At 69.6% G+C, this 17,183-nt stretch carries 19 protein-coding genes, 1 tRNA gene and 1 riboswitch; of the genes, 9 read left to right on the top strand and 11 right to left on the bottom strand.

The genetic code is table 11. From position 1 onward, the window contains the following. The first annotated feature begins 6 nt into the window (after nucleotides 1-6). The gene (locus G3I40_RS03800; RefSeq protein WP_164300715.1) at nucleotides 7-1,356 is read left to right on the top strand and encodes an SGNH/GDSL hydrolase family protein; all 1,350 of its coding nucleotides are present in this window, start codon (nucleotides 7-9) and stop codon (nucleotides 1,354-1,356) included. A gap of 32 nt (nucleotides 1,357-1,388) precedes the next feature. On the opposite strand, the gene G3I40_RS03795 is transcribed toward G3I40_RS03800, so the two are convergent. Genes G3I40_RS03795 through G3I40_RS03780 form a run of 4 tightly spaced genes read right to left on the bottom strand, consistent with a single transcriptional unit; the run spans nucleotide 1,389 to nucleotide 4,870 of the window. Next, nucleotides 1,389-2,243, bottom strand: a complete 855-nt coding sequence (locus G3I40_RS03795) for a DUF1707 domain-containing protein (protein ID WP_164300714.1) — start codon at nucleotides 2,241-2,243, stop codon at nucleotides 1,389-1,391. Between the two features lie 19 nt (nucleotides 2,244-2,262). Beyond that, nucleotides 2,263-3,243: an ATP-binding cassette domain-containing protein gene (locus G3I40_RS03790; protein ID WP_164300713.1), complete on the bottom strand. Its 981-nt coding sequence runs from the start codon at nucleotides 3,241-3,243 to the stop codon at nucleotides 2,263-2,265. A 6-nt stretch (nucleotides 3,244-3,249) separates the two neighbouring features. Then, complete coding sequence (locus G3I40_RS03785) at nucleotides 3,250-4,026, bottom strand: ABC transporter permease (protein ID WP_164300735.1); 777 nt, start codon at nucleotides 4,024-4,026, stop codon at nucleotides 3,250-3,252. Between the two features lie 40 nt (nucleotides 4,027-4,066). After that, nucleotides 4,067-4,870, bottom strand: coding sequence for an ABC-2 family transporter protein (locus G3I40_RS03780; RefSeq protein ID WP_343244818.1), 804 nt, complete (start codon nucleotides 4,868-4,870; stop codon nucleotides 4,067-4,069). Nucleotides 4,871-5,053: 183 nt separating this feature from the next. Here G3I40_RS03780 and G3I40_RS03775 point away from each other — a divergent pair, with 183 nt between their 5' ends. Further along, the gene (locus G3I40_RS03775) at nucleotides 5,054-7,432 is read left to right on the top strand and encodes a transglycosylase domain-containing protein (RefSeq protein ID WP_164300711.1); all 2,379 of its coding nucleotides are present in this window, start codon (nucleotides 5,054-5,056) and stop codon (nucleotides 7,430-7,432) included. On the opposite strand, the gene sugE is transcribed toward G3I40_RS03775, so the two are convergent. The 3 genes from sugE to G3I40_RS03760 all read right to left on the bottom strand — a co-directional run bounded on the left by sugE (nucleotide 7,377) and on the right by G3I40_RS03760 (nucleotide 8,591). Beyond that, nucleotides 7,377-7,697, bottom strand: a complete 321-nt coding sequence (sugE, locus tag G3I40_RS03770; RefSeq protein WP_164300710.1) for a quaternary ammonium compound efflux SMR transporter SugE — start codon at nucleotides 7,695-7,697, stop codon at nucleotides 7,377-7,379. The two genes, G3I40_RS03775 and sugE, sit on opposite strands and share 56 nt — an antisense overlap. Before the next feature lie 32 nt (nucleotides 7,698-7,729). Continuing rightward, nucleotides 7,730-7,798, bottom strand: a riboswitch (guanidine-III (ykkC-III) riboswitch). A gap of 54 nt (nucleotides 7,799-7,852) precedes the next feature. Beyond that, nucleotides 7,853-8,155, bottom strand: a complete 303-nt coding sequence (locus G3I40_RS03765; protein ID WP_164300734.1) for a co-chaperone GroES — start codon at nucleotides 8,153-8,155, stop codon at nucleotides 7,853-7,855. Nucleotides 8,156-8,243: 88 nt separating this feature from the next. Continuing rightward, nucleotides 8,244-8,591, bottom strand: a complete 348-nt coding sequence (locus tag G3I40_RS03760) for a DUF3618 domain-containing protein (protein WP_164300709.1) — start codon at nucleotides 8,589-8,591, stop codon at nucleotides 8,244-8,246. 143 nt (nucleotides 8,592-8,734) lie between these two features. On the opposite strand from G3I40_RS03760, the gene bcp reads away from it, so the two are divergent. The 4 genes from bcp to G3I40_RS03740 all read left to right on the top strand — a co-directional run bounded on the left by bcp (nucleotide 8,735) and on the right by G3I40_RS03740 (nucleotide 11,425). Then, on the top strand, nucleotides 8,735-9,202 hold the full coding sequence (bcp, locus tag G3I40_RS03755; RefSeq protein ID WP_164300708.1) for a thioredoxin-dependent thiol peroxidase: 468 nt from the start codon (nucleotides 8,735-8,737) through the stop codon (nucleotides 9,200-9,202). Nucleotides 9,203-9,330: 128 nt separating this feature from the next. After that, nucleotides 9,331-10,836: a glycine betaine/L-proline transporter ProP gene (proP, locus tag G3I40_RS03750; RefSeq protein WP_164300707.1), complete on the top strand. Its 1,506-nt coding sequence runs from the start codon at nucleotides 9,331-9,333 to the stop codon at nucleotides 10,834-10,836. A 132-nt stretch (nucleotides 10,837-10,968) separates the two neighbouring features. After that, the gene (locus G3I40_RS03745) at nucleotides 10,969-11,280 is read left to right on the top strand and encodes a hypothetical protein (protein ID WP_164300689.1); all 312 of its coding nucleotides are present in this window, start codon (nucleotides 10,969-10,971) and stop codon (nucleotides 11,278-11,280) included. A 61-nt stretch (nucleotides 11,281-11,341) separates the two neighbouring features. Then, nucleotides 11,342-11,425 (top strand) — tRNA-Leu (locus tag G3I40_RS03740). Nucleotides 11,426-11,476: 51 nt separating this feature from the next. Here G3I40_RS03740 and rdgB read toward each other — a convergent pair. The 3 genes from rdgB to rph form a co-directional block, all read right to left on the bottom strand. After that, nucleotides 11,477-12,082: an RdgB/HAM1 family non-canonical purine NTP pyrophosphatase gene (gene rdgB / locus G3I40_RS03735; protein ID WP_164300706.1), complete on the bottom strand. Its 606-nt coding sequence runs from the start codon at nucleotides 12,080-12,082 to the stop codon at nucleotides 11,477-11,479. Between the two features lie 20 nt (nucleotides 12,083-12,102). Further along, nucleotides 12,103-12,495, bottom strand: coding sequence for a hypothetical protein (locus G3I40_RS03730; protein ID WP_164300705.1), 393 nt, complete (start codon nucleotides 12,493-12,495; stop codon nucleotides 12,103-12,105). 135 nt (nucleotides 12,496-12,630) lie between these two features. Continuing rightward, a complete protein-coding gene (rph, locus tag G3I40_RS03725; RefSeq protein WP_164300704.1) occupies nucleotides 12,631-13,365 on the bottom strand; it encodes a ribonuclease PH in 735 nt (244 codons plus the stop codon). 42 nt (nucleotides 13,366-13,407) lie between these two features. Between rph and G3I40_RS03720 the strand changes: the two genes are divergently transcribed. Continuing rightward, nucleotides 13,408-13,551, top strand: a complete 144-nt coding sequence (locus G3I40_RS03720; protein WP_164300703.1) for a hypothetical protein — start codon at nucleotides 13,408-13,410, stop codon at nucleotides 13,549-13,551. Nucleotides 13,552-13,904: 353 nt separating this feature from the next. Here the strand turns inward: G3I40_RS03720 and G3I40_RS03715 are convergent, their stop codons facing one another. After that, a complete protein-coding gene (locus G3I40_RS03715) occupies nucleotides 13,905-14,138 on the bottom strand; it encodes a PTS glucose/sucrose transporter subunit IIB (protein WP_100593980.1) in 234 nt (77 codons plus the stop codon). A 199-nt stretch (nucleotides 14,139-14,337) separates the two neighbouring features. On the opposite strand from G3I40_RS03715, the gene G3I40_RS03710 reads away from it, so the two are divergent. Further along, complete coding sequence (locus G3I40_RS03710) at nucleotides 14,338-15,624, top strand: PTS transporter subunit EIIC (RefSeq protein WP_164300702.1); 1,287 nt, start codon at nucleotides 14,338-14,340, stop codon at nucleotides 15,622-15,624. A 236-nt stretch (nucleotides 15,625-15,860) separates the two neighbouring features. Then, nucleotides 15,861-17,120: a PTS transporter subunit EIIC gene (locus G3I40_RS03705; protein ID WP_164300701.1), complete on the top strand. Its 1,260-nt coding sequence runs from the start codon at nucleotides 15,861-15,863 to the stop codon at nucleotides 17,118-17,120. Nucleotides 17,121-17,183: the final 63 nt, after the last annotated feature.

The following is a 17,183-nucleotide window of genomic DNA, read 5'->3' as shown; positions in this document are numbered from 1 at the left end:
CACCGCATGGCCAGGCGTCACGGTTATGCCTTGTTGGCCGCGCTCGTCGCGGTCGCCGTAGTGATCTCGGCCGCGATCTACGTCGGATTCTCCGGCGTCCTGCGCGGCGACGACGGCTCCGTCCAAGCGGGCGGCACGCACCAGCGCGGCTCCGCCGCACCCGCCTCCACCGGCACCTGGACCAGCACCTGGTCCGCCTCCCCCGCGGGCGCCGAGCCCGGCACGGAAGCCGGGGGCACCTCCCGGACGGCGTCCGGGGGCGGATTCTTCGGCCGCTCCATCCGCAATGTCGTGCACAGCAGCATCGGCGGCACCGGCGCCCGCATCACGCTCTCCAATCTGTACGGGCAGCAGCCCCTCAGCATCACGCACGCCTCCCTCGCCCTCGCCTCCGCGCCGAACAACCCGACGGCCCTCGCCGGGACGGTGCGCCGGCTGACCTTCGCCGGGAACACCTCGGTGGTCATCCCGGCCGGCCAGCAGGTCGTCAGCGACGCGGCCCGCATCGAGGTGCCCGCCGACACGGACCTGCTCGTCACCACGTACTCGCCGACCCCGTCGGGGCCGGTCACCTACCACCCGCAGGCCCGGCAGATGTCGTACGTGGCCAACGGCGACCGCACCGAGGACCCCAGCGGCGCCTTCTACACCGAGCAGAGCCCGTACTGGCGCTACCTGACCGCGCTCGACGTGCTCAGCCACGAGGCCGAGGGCACCGTCGTCGTCCTCGGCGACTCGCTCACCGACGGCATCACCTCGACGATGGGCGCCAACCGGCGCTGGACGGACGTCCTCGCCGACCGCCTGCGCTCCGAGTCGGGTGCCCCGCGCTACGGCGTCGTGAACCAGGGCATCAGCGGCAACCGCATCCTGTCCGACGGCCTCGGCCGCCCCGCGGGCAACCCGAGCGGCCTGTCCCGCTTCGACCGCGACGCCCTCGCCCGCTCCGGCGTCCGGGCCGTCGTCATCGACCTCGGCATCAACGACATCCTGCGCACCCCGCAGCAGACCGACCCCGGCAAGATCGTGACGGGGCTCAGGGAACTCGTCCGGCAGGCGCACACGCGCGGACTGCGGGTCATCGGGGCGACGCTCATGCCGTTCCAGGGACACCGCGGCTACCGGCCGCTCCTGGAGGACGTCCGCCAGGGCGTCAACGAGCAGATCCGCTCCGGGAAGGTCTTCGACAGCTACGTCGACTTCGACAAGGCGCTGCGTGACCCGTACAACCCGCGCAGGCTCCTGTCGCAGTACGACTCCGGGGACCATCTGCACCCCAGCGACGCGGGGTACCGGAAGATGGCCTACACGTTCGACCTGTCCGCGCTGAAGGCGTCCGCCGGGGCCGAGCTGTAAGGCCGCCGGGCGTGCGCCGCGGCGCACGCCCGTCAGTCCCGGTGGTGGCGGTTGCGCCGCTCGCGCCGCTCCTCGATCCGGTCGAAGTGCTCCTCCAGGCGCTCCCGGTGCCGGTCCATCAGCTCCTCGTGCGAGGCGCGGTGCCTCTCCCGGCGCCCCTCCAGCTCGCCCCGCCGCTCACCCCGCAGCTCGCGCTTCTCGCGGCGCCGCTCCTCGCGCAGGCGCTGCCGCTCCGCGCGCGTGACCTTCCGCTCCACGCCGACGCCGCCCCAGAACGCGAACCCGGTCACCACCACGCGCGGCGCCCCGGGATCGCCCTGCACGCCCGCCTCGCGCTGGTCGAAGGCGCCCATGATGCCCAGACCGCGCACCACGACCTCGACGCCGGGCGGGACCACGATGTTCATCCCGCCCATGATCGCGACGCAGTTGATGACGACTTCCCGGTCCTCGAACCGCGCGTCCCGCAGATCGAGTTCACCGCCGCCCCAGAACGCGAAGCAGTTGAAGCGGCGCGGCACCGTCCACGGCCCCTTGCGCTGGAACCCGGACATGACCGCGACCGCCGACGTGGAGGACGCGGCACCGCCGATCCGCGCCGACCAGTCCACGGCACCCTCCGGCAGCGGCGCCTTCACCAGGTTCACCGGAGCGCTCACCCCCGCCCCGGGCAGGTCCCGGGTCAGCGGAGCCAGCTCCCGGTACGTACGCGCCTTGTACGCCGCCTCCAGGCGCTCCCCGAACTCGTCCATGTCGAGCCGCCCCTCGGCGACGGCCTCCCGCAGCCGCTCCACGACCTGCTCGCGGTCGGCGTCGGAGGCCCGCAGATCGGGCGTGGCCGAGTGATCATGGGGCTCGGGGCGCTCGGGCAGCGGTTCGTCCGTCATACCGCTCAGCCTACGGGCGTCAGGGCCTGACGGAAGTGCCCCGGGCGTACATCCGCGCGATCACGGCCTCGATGTCCGGCTCCCGCACGGACAGGTCCGCCAGCGGGTACCGCTCGGCGATGCGCGCGACGAGCGGCGCCGCCGACCGCCCCGCCGGGAACGCCAGCCACTGCCGCGCCCCCTCCACCTTCACCACCCGGGTGAACTCGACGTCCAGCGGCGGCAGTTCGCGCTCCAGGTCCACGACGAGCGTGCGCTCCACCACGGCGCCGCCCGCCTCGTGCAGCCCCGCCAGCTCGCCGTCGTACATCAGCCGCCCGTGGTCGATGACCATCACGCGGTGGCAGAGCTGCTCGATGTCGGTCAGGTCGTGCGTGGTCAGCAGGACGGTCGTCCCCCTGTCCCGGTTCAGGTCCCGCAGGAATCCGCGGACCTTGACCTTCGACACGACGTCGAGGCCGATCGTCGGCTCGTCGAGGTACAGCACCTCGGGGTCGTGCAGCAGCGCCGCCGCGATGTCCCCGCGCATCCGCTGCCCGAGCGACAGCTGGCGCACCGGCACCTCCAACAGGTCGCCCAGCTCCAGGAGTTCGACGCAGCGCGCGAGGTTCCGCACGTACCGCGCGTCCTCGATCCGGTACATGCGCCGCATCAGCCGGTACGAGTCGATGAGGGGAAGGTCCCACCACAGCGTCGTGCGCTGGCCGAAGACGACGCCGATGCGGTGCGCGAGCCGCCGCCGCTCGCGGGAGGGGTCGATGCCGGCCACCCGCAGCCGTCCCGCGCTCGGCGTCAGGATGCCCGTCAGCATCTTGATCGTCGTCGACTTCCCGGCGCCGTTCGGCCCGATGTAGCCGACCATCTCGCCGCGCGGCACCGAGAACGACAGTGAGTCCACCGCCCGCACCTGCCGCCGCTCCCGCCGCAAGAAGCCCGTCCTGCGGCGCACGTCGAAGACCTTCTCGACGCCGTCCACCTCGATGAACGCGTCATCGCCCATTCCCGTTCAACTCCCTGTACTGCGATACGTGCGCAGCGCCGCCCGCCACGCGAGACCCGCCGCGCCCAGACACGCGGCCGCCACCAGCGGCGGCGCGAACGCGACCCACCGCGGCAGGTCCAGCGGGTAGGGGCGGCCGAGGACGTACAACGCGGGCAGCCAGTTCACGAAGGCCAGCGGCAGGACGAAGGTGACGCCGCGCAGCAGGTTGTCGCCGAAGACCGTCGGCGGGTACGACAGCATCGCGGTGCCGCCGAACGTCGCCGCGTTCTGCACCTCCGCCGCGTCCTGCGCCACGATCTGGAAGGCCGCGCCCGCCATGAACACGGCCGTGAAGATCCCGGTGCCGCTCACCAGGAGCACCGGCACCAGCAGCACCTTCACCGGCGTCCACGTCACGTCCAGCGTGCACAGCGCCCACCCGAGCACCAGCAGCCCCTGCGTCACCCGCCCCAGCCGGCGCAGCGCGAACCGGTCCGCGGCGACCTGCGCGAGCACCGGCGCGGGCCGCACCAGGAACGCGTCCAGCGTCCCGTCCCGCACCCGCGTCCCGAGCCGGCCGAGCGACCCGGCGAGCAGGTCGGCGAGCCCGAACGCGGCGCCCGAGGTCCCGTACAGGAAGGCGACCTCGGCGAGGCCGTACCCGCCGAGCCGGTCGACCTGCGAGAACATCAGCAGGATGCCGACGAACTCCAGCGCCGTCAGGGCGAGGTTGCCGAGGCTCGTCATCACGAAGGACGCGCGATAGGTCATCGTGGAGCGGATCCACATCCCGCCGATCATGCGGAACGCCCGCGCCCCGTCCCGCACTTGGCCGATCCGGTCAGCCACCCTGTGCCACCACCCGCCGCGTCGCCGTCGCCTGCAGCAGCCGCCCGACGCCGAGGATCGCGGCGGCCCACCCGGCCTGGAAGAGGTAGCTGCCCGGCAGGCCCCGGCTCCCCTGGGTGCCCATCAGGACGTCCGCGGGCACCTGCAGCAGCGCCGACCACGGCAGGGCGCGGGCCACGTCGCCGATCGCGCCCGGGAAGACGTTCAGCGGCAGCAGCATCCCGCAGAAGAACGTGGCGGCGATCCCGTACATCTGGGCGATCCCGCTCGCGTCGAGCAGCCAGAACGCGGACATCGCCACGAGATAGCGCAGCGCGAAACTGACGACCATCCCGAGCAGCACCGAGAACAGGAAAGCCAGCCACCTCAACGGGTCGGCGGGCAGCGCCAGTTCGAAGACCAGCGCGCCCACCGCCATCGGGACGACACCGCGCCCCAGGAGCTGGAAGAACGCCCGGCCGAGGTCCTGCGCCAGCCACCAGCACTGCAGATCGGCCGGCCGGTACAGGTCCACGGCGATGTCGCCGCTGCGGATCCGGTCGGCGAGCTCCGTCTCGAACCCGGACGGCACGCCGAGCATCATCACCGAGAACATCGCCTGCCCCACCCACACGAAGGTGAGCGCCTGCGCCTGGTCGTACCCGCCCAGGTGCGGCCGCTCGTCCCAGAGCGCGATATAAGTGCACGCGATGATCAGGCCGAAGACGGTGTTCGTGAAGATGCCCGCGAAGGTCGCCCCGCGATAGGTCGCGTAACGCCGGAAGGCCCCGGCGGCCACGGCCAGGTACAGCCGCACTGCGCCCACGCGCGTTTCCCCCTCGAAGCAGTCGGAGCAAGCGAGGCCCTCGTGCAGGCCGAAGCGCAGGAGCCTAGTCACCCGCGGGCGATGCCTGCCACCCATTTTCAGGGTGATGTAGGAGGCTTATGTGTCATACGAGGCGTACGTGACGTACGACGCGAATCAGGAGTTCCACAGGACATGAGCAGCGACGAGACGCCGGAGCAGCCACCGGAGCAGCCGCCGGCGGCCGAGGACAAGGCCGCCAAGAAGACCAGGACCAAGCGCCCCAAGCGCAAGGGCTGGCGGCGACTGATCCCGACCTGGCGGATGCTGCTCGGCACGGTGATCGGCTTCGTCCTGCTGTGCATCGGCCTGTTCGCGCTCGGCTACTTCCTCGTGGACATCCCCCCGGCGAACTCGGCGGCGACCGCCCAGTCCAACGTCTACCTGTACGCCGACGGCACGCAGATCGCCCGCGACGGCAAGGTCAACCGGGAGAACGTCTCCCTCACCCAGATCCCCAAGCCCGTGCAGCACACCGTGCTCGCCGCCGAGGACCGCGACTTCTACTCCGAGTCCGCCATCGACCCGAAGGCGATGCTGCGCGCGGCCTGGAACACCGCCACCGGCAAGGGCAAGCAGTCCGGCTCCACCATCACCCAGCAGTACGTGAAGAACTACTACCTCGGCCAGGAGCAGACGGTCACCCGCAAGATCAAGGAGTTCTTCATCTCCATCAAGCTCGACCGGGAGGAGTCCAAGGACGACATCCTGGAGGGCTACCTCAACACCAGCTACTTCGGACGCAACGCCTACGGCATCCAGGCCGCCGCCCAGGCGTACTACGCGACCAACGTCGAGGACCTGACGACCGCTCAAGGCGCCTACCTGGCAGCCCTGTTGAACGCCCCGAGCGCGTACGACGTGATCGCGCACCCGGAGAACAAGGCGAAGGCCGTCGCCCGCTGGAACTACGTCCTGGACGGCATGGTCAAGGAGAAGTGGCTCAGCGCCGCCGACCGCGCCGCCATGAAGTTCCCGGTGCCCGTCGAGGCGAAGGGCCAGGCCCAGCTGTCCGGGCAGCGCGGCTATCTCGTCGAAGCCGTACGGGACTTCATCACCAGCAACGGCATCATCGACGAGGACACGCTGCGCACCGGCGGCTACCGCATCACCACCACCCTGCAGAAGAAGAAGCAGGACGCCTTCGTGGACGCGGTCGACGACCAGCTCATGTCGAAGATCGACAAGGGGGCCAGGGACGCCGACAAGAACGTCCGCGCGGGCGGCGCCGCCATCGACCCCGCCACCGGCAAGGTCCTCGCGATGTACGGCGGCATCGACTACACGAAGCAATACGTCAACAACGCCACCCGCCGCGACTACCAAGTCGGCTCCACCTTCAAGCCGTTCGTCTTCACCTCCGCCGTGGAGAACGCCGCGACCACGCAGGACGGCCGCGTCATCACCCCCAACACCGTCTACGACGGCACGAACAAGCGGCCCGTGCAGGGCTGGAACGGCGGCGCCTACGCCCCCGAGAACGAGGACAACCTCTCCTACGGGCCCATCACCGTACGCACCGCCACCGACAAGTCCGTCAACGCGGTGTACGCACAGATGGCCGTCGACGTCGGCCCCGGCAAGGTCAAGGACACCGCCGTCGACCTCGGCCTGCCCGAGGACACCCCCGACCTCAACGCCTACCCGTCCATCGCACTCGGCCCGGCCACCGCCAGCGTCCTCGACATGACCGAGGCGTACGCCACGCTCGCCCACCACGGCAAGCACGGCCGGTACACGCTCCTCGCCGCCATCAGCAAGGACGGCACCGACGTCGAACTGCCCGAACAGGACACCCGCCAGACCGTCAGCCGCGAGTCCGCCGACACCACCACCTCGGTCCTGCAGTCCGTCGTCGAGGGCGGCACCGGCACCGCCGCCCGGGCCGCGGGCCGCCCCGCCGCCGGCAAGACCGGCACCGCGGAGGAGGACACGGCGGCCTGGTTCGCGGGCTACACCCCCGACCTGGCGACCGTCGTCTCCGTGATGGGCCAGGACCCCGTCACCGGCGCACACAAGTCCCTGTACGGGGCCGCGGGCCTGCCGCGCATCAACGGCGGCGGGTTCCCCGCACAGATCTGGGCGCAGTTCACGAAGAAGGCCCTCGCCGGCACCCCGGCCCACGACTTCGACCTCCAGGTGGAGCCCGGATCCGAGGAACTCACCCTCCCGCCCACGACGCCCACGGACCCCGACACCGCACCCGCCACCCCCACCGACACCGCCGGTCCCGACACCGGTGGCGCCGCCACCGGCGCCACCGACGAAGGCCAGGACCAGGGCCAGACGCAAGGCGGAACCGACGGCCGGACGGACGGCGGGACCGAGGGCCAGACGGACGGCGGCACGACCACCGACGGCGGCGCGGACACGGGAGGCACCGACACCGGCGGAGCGGACGCCGGCGGCACCGACACCGGCGGCACCACCGACGGCGGCGACACCACGCAAGGCCCGCTCAGTGGCCTGACGTCGCCTTCAGGCCGACGATCGCCACCAGCAGCAGCCCGATGAAGAAGATCCGCGCAGCCGTCGCCGGCTCCCCCAGCAGCAACATCCCGACGATCGCCGCACCCGCGGCCCCGATCCCCACCCACACGCCGTACGCCGTACCGATCGGCAACGACTTCGCCGCGTAGGACAACAGCATCATGCTGGCGACGATCCCCGCACCCGTGAACACGCTCGGCCACAGGCGCGTGAAACCGTCCGTGTACTTCATGCCGATCGACCAGGCGACCTCGAGAAGTCCGGCGATCACGATCAGGATCCAGGCCATGACTGGCACCTCCGTCAGTGGTTCTCAACAGGGGTGCGTCGTCTTTGCAGGTCCCGGTACGGCGCGTCTCGTCGGGTGCTTTCCAAGGTAGCAAAGGGCGCGCAAAAGGGGCTGGTGACGATGGTCACCAGCCCCTTTCCCGCACACCGGCGGAGCTACAGGTACAGGCCCGTCGAATCCTCGGAGCCCTCGAACCGGTCCGCGGCCACGGCATGCAGATCCCGCTCGCGCATCAGCACGTACGCGACCCCGCGCACCTCGACCTCCGCCCGGTCCTCCGGGTCGTACAGCACGCGGTCACCGACCTCCACGCCCCGCACGTTCTGCCCGACCGCGACGACCTCGGCCCACGCGAGGCGCCGGCCGACCGCCGCCGTCGCGGGGATCAGGATCCCGCCGCCACTGCGCCGCTCGCCCTCGGCCGTGTCCTGCCGCACGAGCACACGGTCGTGCAGCATCCGGATGGGCAACTTGTCGTGGTGGCTCTGGCTCTTCTCGCTCACGCGTCGAAAATACCTGCCGCCCGCGCCCTCGTACGCCGCCGGGTCAGCGCCGGCGCCGGCGCGAGGTCACCGTGAGGAGCCCCACGACACCGACCACGACCAGCGCGACCGGCACGATCCGCTCCAGACGCGGCGCACCCTCCTGCGAGACCAGCTGCCCCTTCACGTCCGAGACCAGCCGGTTCGCACCCACGTAGGCGCGACCCAGGGTGTGGTCGACGTTCGAGACGAACTTGGCCTTCGCGTCGCCGACGATCGTCTTCGGGTGCACCCGCACCCCGATCTCGTCGAGCGTCTCGGCCAGGGTCTCGCGGCGGCGCTTGATGTCCGCCTCGATCTGCGCCGGCGTTCGCGTATCCGGCGTATCCGACGTGCTGGACGTGTCCGCCACCGCGCTGCCTCCGTAGTCGCTCCGTAACTGCTGTCTGCTGACGGACAGTCTGTCAGCTCACCGCCGCCCGCACCGCCCGGCACCCCCAATACGCCCATTACGCTCGACCGGAGTCACCCCACCCGCAAGGAGATGCGAGCGACATGAGCGAGCGACTGCAGCCCGGCGACACCGCCCCCGCCTTCACCCTGCCCGACGCCGACGGCACCGAGGTCTCCCTCGCCGACCACAAGGGCCGCAAGACGATCGTCTACTTCTACCCGGCGGCGCTCACCCCGGGCTGCACCAAGCAGGCCTGCGACTTCACCGACAACCTCGACGTGCTCGCGAGCGCCGGCTACGACGTCATCGGCGTCTCCCCCGACGAACCGGCGAAGCTCGCCAAGTTCCGGGACAAGGAGAACCTCAAGGTCACGCTGGTCGGCGACCCGGACAAGAAGGTCATCGAGGCGTACGGCGCCTACGGCGAGAAGAAGAACTACGGCAAGACCTACATGGGCGTCATCCGCTCCACGGTCGTCGTCGACGAGGACGGCAAGGTCGAGCGCGCGCTCTACAACGTCCGGGCGGCCGGCCACGTAGCGAAGATCATCAAGGACCTCGGCATCTGAACCGACCCGCCCGGGTACCCACGCTGTGACGAAAGTCCCCTCTGACGGGGACTTCCGTTTGCGACCGCCACCACCGAGCAAGTGATCCCTTTGGAAACGTTCCATGTCCAGAGAAGGGATCCACCGCCATGTCCACCGACACCGAGGAAGGGCCGCTGCCGCCCGACCCGGAGGCGGTCAAGCGTCACCGGGCGCTGTTCCGCGCCGTCCGGCGACGCAAGAATCCGCCTCTGCGCCGCACCGACATCACCGTCACCGACGACGCGGCAGTGAAGAGAGCGGTCAAAGCTGCCTCGCTCGGCAATGCCATGGAGTGGTTCGACTTCGGCATCTACTCCTACCTCGCGGTGACGATCGGCCACGTCTTCTTCCCGTCCGGGAACGACACCGTCCAGCTGATCTCGTCCTTCGCGACCTTCGCGGTGTCCTTCCTCGTCAGGCCGATCGGCGGCATGGTCTTCGGCCCAATGGGTGACAAGATCGGCCGCAAGAAGGTCCTGGCGATGACCATGATCCTGATGGCGATCGGCACGTTCGCCATCGGCCTCATCCCGTCCTACGCCTCGATCGGCTTCTGGGCCCCGGTCCTGCTCATCCTCTTCCGCCTCATCCAGGGCTTCTCCACGGGCGGCGAGTACGGCGGCGCGTCCACCTTCATCGCCGAGTACGCGCCCGACAAGCGCCGCGGTTACTTCGGCAGCTTCCTGGAGTTCGGCACGCTCGCCGGGTACGTCGGCGCGGCGGGCATCGTCGTGATCCTCACGTCGACGCTCGGCAACGACGGCATGGAGTCCTGGGGCTGGCGCGTCCCGTTCCTCGTGGCGGGACCGATCGGCCTCGTCGGCCTCTACCTGCGACTGCGCCTGGACGAGACGCCGGCCTTCCAGAAGCTCGCGGACGAGTCGGCCCACAAGGCCACGGAAGCGGCGTCCACGGTCGAGACGACGGCCAAGGGCGACCTGGCGAAGATCTTCCGCGAGTACTGGCCGTCGCTGATCCTGTGCATCTGCCTGGTCGGCGCGTACAACATCACGGACTACATGCTCCTGTCGTACATGCCGACGTACCTGTCGGACGAGATGGGCTACAAGGAGTCGCACGGACTCCTCATCCTCATCGCGACGATGATCATCCTGATGTGCGTCATCAACCAGGTCGGCAAGCTCTCCGACCGCTTCGGCCGCAAGCCGCTCCTGATGGCGGGCATGCTCGGCTTCCTGGTGCTGTCGATCCCCGCCTTCCTCCTGGTCAAGAACGGCGCCCTGTGGGCGGTCTCGCTCGGCATGCTGATGCTGGGCTTCTCCCTGGTCTGCATGCTCGGCACGATGTCGGCGGCCCTCCCGGCCCTGTTCCCGACCCAGGTCCGCTACGGCTCCCTCTCGGTCGGCTACAACCTCTCCGCGTCGATCTTCGGCGGCACGACCCCGCTGGTCATCACGGCCCTGATCTCCCTGACGGGCACCGACATGATGCCCGCGTACTACGCCATGGCCGCGGCCCTGGTGGGCGTGATCGCGGTGGCCTGCATGAAGGAGACGGCCCAGAAGCCGCTGGCCGGTTCCCCGCCGTCGGTCGAGACGAAGGAAGAGGCCGCGGAGATCGTGGAGGCCCAGACCCCGGACCCGAAGTTCTGACCCTGCCCGCCTCATGTGGTCCCCCCACCGATCGGACCGTCCCGCATTTCGTGCGTGACGGTCCGATTTTCGTTTCGTTGATCCGTACGAGGAAGCGAACGGGTGGCCGAGAACTGAGGGAGGGTTCCATGGGTGGGCAGCCCGTATGAACACGTGAAGCGGCGGTTGAAGAAGTTCGCCATCGACACGAGCCATTTCAAGCCGCCGCGCAGCATCCACAGCCTCGGCCTCTTTCCTGAGGAAGAGTTCACGCGGGCCGTCGCCGCATCCCACGGGTTGACGGACCTTATGCGCCGCCTGGGGTTGCCCGACTTCAATGAAGCCGCGCGCGCCAAAGCCCGGCGCAGCATCGACAACCATCAAGAGAACCTGCGCCGCCTCTGCTCGAACTGCCACGCGCCAACCAAGACTTGGAGCCGTCGAAACGGCCCGCGCCCGCCATGAATCAGGGCGCCGTACACTGGCGAGGCGGAACGCACCGGGAAGGTGCGATGTCCGCTTTGTTGCGGTTGTGGCGGAATTGGCAGACGCCCGGGCCTTAGGAGCCCGTGGGAGAAATCCCGTGAGGGTTCGAGTCCCTCCAACCGCACGAGCGAGGGCGCTCCCACTCGGAGCGCCCTCTGTCATGTCGCCCCGGGCCTCAGCCCAACAACTCCCGCACCACCGGCACCAGCGCCCGAAACGCCTTCCCCCGATGGGAGATCGCGTTCTTCTCGGCGGAGGTCAGCTCCGCGCACGTGCGCGTGTCGCCCTCCACCTGGAGGATCGGGTCGTAGCCGAAGCCGCCGGTCCCCGCCGGAGCGTGCCGCAGGACCCCCCGCAGCTGCCCCTCCACCACGCGCTCCGTGCCGTCGGGCAGGGCGAGGGCTGCCGCGCAGGCGAAGTGGGCGCCCCGGTGGCGGTCCTCGTCGATGTCGCCGAGCTGGGCCAGGAGGAGGTCGAGGTTGGCCTTGTCGTCGCCGTGGCGTCCTGCCCAGCGGGCGGAGAAGATGCCGGGGGCGCCGCCGAGGACGTCGACGCAGAGGCCGGAGTCGTCGGCGACGGCAGGCAGGCCAGTGGCGTCGGCGAGGGCGTGGGCCTTGAGGAGGGCGTTCTCGGCGAAGGTCACGCCGGTCTCGCGGACGTCCGGGATCTCGGGGTACGCGTCGGCGCCGACCAGCTCGTGGGGCAGGCCGGCGTCGGCGAGGATGGAGCGGAGTTCGACGATCTTGCCGTTGTTGCGGGTGGCGAGGATGAGGCGGGTCATGCCCCCAGCCTACGAGGGTGCTACGGCGTGCAGACCTTCGTCAGTTCGCCCGCGGCGTCGGTGACCGGGGAGACGTCGGGGGTCTCGTCGCCGTTCTTGATGGCGGTGCGGACGTTGCCGACGGCGGTGTTCAGGTCGTCGACGGCCTGGGAGACGTCGGCGTTGTCGGTCTTGTCGCCGACCTTGTCGAGGTTCTTGTCGATGGAGGCGAGTGCCTCGTCGGCCTGGCCCGGGTCGTTCGACGCGTTCTCGACGGCCTGCTGGAGGTCGGTGACGCTGTCGGCGATGGAGTCGGCGGTCTGGACGCAGTCGAGGGCCTTGTCGACGGCGGAGCAGCCGACGGCGGCCGGGACCGCGATCAGTGCGACGGCTGCCGCGAGTGCGGCGGTACGGCGGTGACGGCGCGCGGCCATGGAACGGGTCCTCCCCCTGAAGTACGGACGGGGGGACGGCGGTTGGTGTCGTGTGCCGTCCTCCCACCCGTAGTGACGCAGTCGGTGGCGGTGTGGTTGCCACCTGCTTGGGGAGTTCTTTACCTGAGTGGCGCCTCAGGCGAGGGTGGCCTCAAGTGCCGTGCGCTGTGCGGCGGCGAGTTCGTCGCAGCCCGAAACGGCCAGGTCGAGCAGGGAGTTGAGCTCGTCGCGGGCGAACGGTTCGGCTTCGGCGGTGCCCTGGACCTCGACGAAGCGGCCGTCGCCGGTGCAGACGACGTTCATGTCGGTGTCGGCGCGTACGTCTTCCTCGTAGCAGAGGTCGAGGAGGGGTACACCGCCGACGATGCCGACGGAGACGGCGCTGACGGTGCCGGTGAGGGGCTGGCGGCCGGCCTTGATGAGCTTCTTGCCCTGGCCCCAGGCGACGGCGTCGGCGAGGGCGACGTAGGCGCCGGTGATGGCGGCGGTGCGGGTGCCGCCGTCGGCCTGGAGGACGTCGCAGTCGAGGACGATGGTGTTCTCGCCGAGTGCCTTGTAGTCGATGACGGCGCGCAGGGAGCGGCCGATGAGGCGGCTGATCTCGTGGGTGCGGCCGCCGATCTTGCCGCGGACGGATTCGCGGTCGCCGCGGGTGTTGGTGGCGCGGGGCAGCATCGAGTACTCGCCGGTGACCCAGCCTTCGCCGCTGCCCTTGCGCCAGCGCGGGACGCCTTCGGTGAAGGAGGCGGTGCAGAAGACCTTGGTGTCGCCGAAGGAGACGAGTACGGAGCCTTCCGCGTGCTTGCTCCAGCCGCGTTCGATGGTGATCGGGCGGAGCTGGTCGGGGGTGCGGCCGTCGATGCGAGACATGGGAGGAGCCTAGCGGGAGCGGGTCGGGTCGAACGTCCCGAGGTGGCGGCCCCGAAGGTCTGGGGGGGTGACGGGGTGCGGGAGTCGCCGGCGCAGGCGCAGGAGCTCATCGAGTCGGTCGGTGACACGGAGGTCCTGGTGGATGCGGCCGTGCGGGCGGCCGGCTCCTCTGCGAGGACGTCCTGACCGGTCCGGGCACGGCGGGGCGCGGCCTTCTATGTGACGGCGGATCCGCTATATGACATGACGGTGGTTCCGTAGGTGCGCCGGGCGACGGTGGCTTCGGCGGGGCACTGTCCGCCGCTGCTGGTGGACCACTCGGGTGCGGCGTTCGTGCGAGGCGAACGCCGACTACGTGGCGATCCTGGCGTTGCGCGTTGCGCGTGCGGTGAGGCGGGGTGGCGGCCGTCGTGGCCGTGCGCGTTGCGCGTGCGGTGAGGTGAGTGCGCGGGCGTCGTGGCCGCGTACGTACGGGAACGGCCGCCCGCCCTGGTGACAGGGGGGCGGCCGTTCGCGTGCGGCCCGTCAGTGACGGTGGCTCACATCATGTCTTCGATGTCGGCGGCGATGGGGTCGGCGTCGGTGCCGATGACGACCTGGATCGCGGTGCCCATCTTGACGACGCCGTGGGCGCCGGCGGCCTTCAGCGCGGCCTCGTCGACCTTGGACGGGTCGATGACCTCGGTGCGCAGGCGGGTGATGCAGCCCTCGACCTCTTCGATGTTGTCGAGCCCGCCGAGCCCGGCGACGATCTTCTCAGCCTTCGTGGCCATGTGGTTCTCCCTGTTGTTCCCGGGCCCGCCGTGGGCCGCTTTGTCACGGTAACCCACGGTTGGCCCAACTTCGCGAGCGATGAAGCCACCCGTGACGAAAGATGACGAGCACGTGGACCGACCCGTCCCGCGACTGGTCTACACCACTCGCAAGAGTATCTGACGCCCGCCAAACGTGGCTTGTTCCGGGAGGACGCCCATGAGCGCGAACGCTGCCGCAGCACCCCGTCCGAGCCCCTGGAGCAACTTCTTCCAGGGGCTCCAGAAGATGGGGCGCAGCCTGCAGTTGCCCATCGCCGTGCTCCCCGCAGCGGGCATCGTCAACCGGCTCGGCCAGCCGGACGTCTTCGGTGACGACGGCCTCGGCTGGACCAACGTCGCCAAGGTCTTCTCGGGCGCGGGCGGCGCCCTGCTGGACGCGGACCTGGGTCTGCCACTGCTGTTCTGCATCGGCGTCGCGATCGGCATGGCCAAGAAGGCGGACGGCTCGACGGCGCTCGCCGCGGTGGCCGGCTTCCTCGTGTACCGGGGCGTGCTGCGCCAGTTCCCGATGGACTGCGCCGACGGGGCGAAGGCGGTGGCGACGGGCTGTCAGGCGGCGGACAACACCGTCTCGGCGTTCCAGTTCCAGAACCCGGGCGTCTTCGGCGGCATCATCATGGGCCTGCTGGCGTCGTTCTTCTGGGTCCGCTACCACCGCACCAAGCTGGTCTCCTGGCTCGGCTTCTTCAACGGCCGCCGGCTCGTCCCGATCATCATGGCGTTCATCGGCATCATCTTCGCCGTGCTCTGCCTGTGGATCTGGCCGCCGATCGGTGACGGCCTGGAGAGCTTCTCCAACTGGCTGGAGGGCCTGGGCGCCATCGGTTCGGGCATCTTCGGCGTCGCCAACCGCGCCCTGCTGGTGATCGGTCTGCACCAGTTCCTGAACGTGCCGCTGTGGTTCCAGTTCGGCTCGTACACCAAGCCGGACGGCACGACCGTGCACGGTGACATCAACATGTTCCTGAGCGGGGACCCGAGCGCCGGCATCTACCAGACCGGCTTCTTCCCGATCATGATGTTCGCCCTGCCCGCGGCCTGCCTCGCGATGGTGCACTGCGCGCGGCCCGAGCGCCGCAAGGCGGTCGGCGGCATGATGCTGTCGCTGGCGCTGACGTCGTTCGTCACCGGCATCACCGAGCCGATCGAGTACTCCTTCGTCTTCATCGCCCCGGCGCTGTACGCGGTGCACGCGGTGCTCACCGGCGTCTCGATGGCGGTGACCTGGGCCCTCGGCGTCAAGGACGGCTTCAGCTTCTCCGCGGGCCTGATCGACTACGTGATCAACTGGGGCCTCGCGACGAAGCCATGGATGATCATTCCGATCGGGTTGTGCTTCGCGGTCGTCTATTACGCGATCTTCCGGTTCGCGATCACGAAGTTCGACCTCAAGACCCCGGGCCGCGAGCCCGAGGAAGAGGTCGAGGACGTCACGAAGGCCTGAGCCCCGGCCCGTTGCCCCCACGAAGGACCCCTGGACCCCTGGTCCGGGGGTCCTTTGTCACGTATGAGCCCCGGGCTCGTCATATGTCCCAGACCACAGGAATCGCGGGTTCCTTATCTCAGCTTCACCGTGCTACAACAGGTCTACACCACTGAGTGGTGTAGACCATCTGGCTGCTGCCCACCCCCTTTCTTTCCTTCCGTCCCCGGCAGCACCCCAGCACATGGAGGAAGTTGATGAGCACCGCCAGCGCTACGGCGGCTCCCGCAAAGAAGCGGGGATCCGGCCTGTTCCAGGGCCTCCAGAAGGTGGGCCGCAGCCTCCAGCTGCCGATCGCGGTGCTGCCGGCCGCGGGCATCATGGTGCGGCTCGGCCAGCCCGACATCTTCGGCAAGGACGGCCTCGGCTGGGACAAGGTCGCCGCGGTCTTCGCCAACGCGGGCGGCGCCATCACCGGCGCCCTGCCGATCCTGTTCTGCATAGGCGTGGCCATCGGCTTCGCCAAGAAGGCCGATGGCTCGACGGCGCTCGCCGCGCTCGTCGGCTTCCTCGTCTACAGCAAGGTCCTGCAGGCCTTCCCCGTCCACGAGGCCGTGGTCAACACGACGGCCAACAAGGGCGTGGACGTCGCGGCCGTCTACAACGACCCGGGCGTCCTCGGCGGCATCATCATGGGTCTGCTCGCCGCGGTCATGTGGCAGCGCTACCACCGCACCAAGCTCGTCGACTGGCTCGGCTTCTTCAACGGCCGCCGTCTCGTGCCGATCCTCATGGCCTTCGTCGGCATCGTCGCCGGAGTGTTCTTCGGCCTGGTCTGGGAGCCCATCGGCAACGGCATCACGGACTTCGGCAACTGGATGACCGGCCTGGGCTCCGGCGGCTCGGCCCTGTTCGGCGGCGTCAACCGCGCGCTGATCCCGGTCGGCATGCACCAGTTCGTGAACACCGTCTCCTGGTTCCAGCTCGGTGACTTCACCAACTCCGCGGGCGAGGTCGTCCACGGCGACATCCCGCGCTTCCTCGCCGGCGACCCGTCGGCCGGCATGTTCCAGGCCGGCTTCTTCCCGATCATGATGTTCGGCCTGCCGGCCGCCGCGATCGCGATGGCGCACTGCGCCCGCCCCGAGCGCCGCAAGGCCGTGATGGGCATGATGGTCTCGCTCGCGCTGACGTCGTTCGTGACCGGTGTGACCGAGCCGATCGAGTTCTCGTTCATGTTCATCGCGCCGATCCTGTACGTGATCCACGCGCTGCTCACCGCGGCCTCCATGGCCATCACCTGGGGCCTGGGCGTCCACGACGGCTTCAACTTCTCCGCGGGCTTCATCGACTACGCGCTGAACTGGAACCTGGCCACCAAGCCATGGATGATCATTCCGATCGGACTGGTCTTCGCGGCCCTCTACTACGTGATCTTCCGGTTCGCGATCATCAAGTTCGACCTGAAGACCCCGGGTCGCGAGGACGAGGAGTTCATCGAGGACATCACCAAGTGAGCCTCGGCTGACGTTCCCCGACACACGACGAGGGCCCGGAACCGCTACGGTTCCGGGCCCTCG

The sequence above is a fragment of the Streptomyces sp. SID14478 genome (genome assembly GCF_010548525.1).
In the GTDB taxonomy this organism is placed as follows: domain Bacteria; phylum Actinomycetota; class Actinomycetes; order Streptomycetales; family Streptomycetaceae; genus Streptomyces.
The sequence above is the reverse complement of the archived record's forward strand: the minus strand, read 5'-3'. Positions and strand labels throughout refer to the sequence as shown.